This window comes from Variovorax sp. OK605, assembly GCF_900115445.1.
Taxonomy (GTDB): domain Bacteria; phylum Pseudomonadota; class Gammaproteobacteria; order Burkholderiales; family Burkholderiaceae_C; genus Variovorax.
Genome location: NZ_FOWL01000041.1, coordinates 1 through 1,655 on the forward strand (window position 1 = coordinate 1; position 1,655 = coordinate 1,655).

1 protein-coding gene is annotated in these 1,655 nt (G+C 68.8%); it reads left to right on the plus strand.

The genetic code is table 11. The features are described from left to right. On the plus strand, nt 1–1,655 hold a 1,655-nt coding region (locus BM013_RS40310; RefSeq protein ID WP_143098532.1), incomplete at both ends, for a condensation domain-containing protein.

Below are 1,655 nucleotides of genomic sequence, written 5' to 3' on the forward strand. Positions count from 1 at the left end.
GGCTGCGAGGCGATCACGCCGCAGATGCTCACGCTGGTGACGCTGGACGCGCAGCAGATCGCAACCGTCGCAGCCGGAGTGCCGGGCGGCGCGGCCAACATCCAGGACATCTACCCGCTGGTGCCGATGCAGGAAGGCATGCTGTTCCATCACCTGCTGCAGACCGAGGGCGATGCGTACGTGACGCTGAACAGCCTGAGCTTCGACAGCCGGGAGCGGCTGGAGCGGTTCGTCGCGAGCTTCAACGAGGTGATCGCACGGCACGACATCCTGCGCACGGCGGTGCTGTGGGAAGGTCTGCCCGAGCCGGTGCAGGTGGTGTACCGGCATGCCGTGCTGCAGCTGCAGTGGCTGGAGAGTGCGCAGCAGCTGGACGCCACGGTCGACCCGAGGCACTACCGCATCGACGTGCGCCGCGCGCCGATGCTCGGTGCCATCGCCGCCCACGGCGCGGCCACCGGCAAATGGCTGCTGCAGATCCTCAGCCACCACCTGGTGGACGACAACACGACGCTGAAGCTGATCGTCGAGGAGATCGCGCTGATCCAGCAGGGCCGCGCGGACGCATTGGCGGCACCGGTGGCGTTCAGGCACTTCGTGGCGCAGGCGCGCCTGGGCGTGAGCCAGGCGGAGCACGAGACGTTCTTCCGCCAGATGCTGGGTGATGTGCAGGAACCCACGGCACCCTTCAACCTGCTGGGCGTGCAGGGCGACGGGCTCGAGGTCGACGAGGCACGCCTGTCGCTGGAGACGGGCCTTGCCTTGCAGCTGCGACAGCAGGCGCAGCGCCATGGCGTGAGCGCGGCGACGCTGTGCCACCTGGCCTGGGCGCTGGTGGTGGGCAAGGCCACGGGCAAGGACGACGTGGTGTTCGGCACCGTGCTGTTCGGCCGCATGCAGAACGAAGGCGCCGCCCGCGCGCTGGGTCTTTTCATCAACACGCTGCCGTTGCGCGTGCGGCTGGGCGCCCAAGGCGTGGCGCAGAGCCTGCGCCAGACGCATGCGGCGCTCAGCGCCTTGCTGCATCACGAGCATGCGAGCCTGTCGCTTGCGCAACGTTGCAGCGGGCTGCCGGCGAGCACGCCGCTGTTCTCCACGCTGCTCAACTACCGCCACACGCCGCAGGGCGATGGTGCGTCGCTGGCGTTGGGACTCGAAGGCATGGCGGTGCTGGGAGACCGGGAGCGCACCAACTTCCCGATGTCGATGCTGGTCAATGACCTGGGCGATGCCTTCGTGCTGATCGCGCAGGTCAGCCGGACGCTCGATGCGCAGCGCATCTGCGGCCTGATGGAAGCGGCACTCCGGGGTGTCGTCGAGGCTTTGGCCAGGCAGCCTGAGCAGGCGGTCAGCGAGGTGGAGCTTCTGGGTGAGGCCGAGCGCGCACAGCTGCGGCGGTGGAGCGTGAACGGGCAGCGCCATGCGGGTGAGCAGCCGGTGCACCGGCTGATCGAGCAGCAGGTGCGTGAACGCCCCGACGCTCCCGCGCTGGCGTTCGGCGAGCAGTCCCTGAGCTACGGCGAACTCAACGCACGGGCCAACCGCCTCGCGCACCGACTGATCGCAATGGGCGTAAAGCCCGAGAGCAAGGTGGGCATCGCGGCAGAACGTTCCGTCGAGATGGTGGTGGGCATCCTCGCGATCCTCAAGGCCGG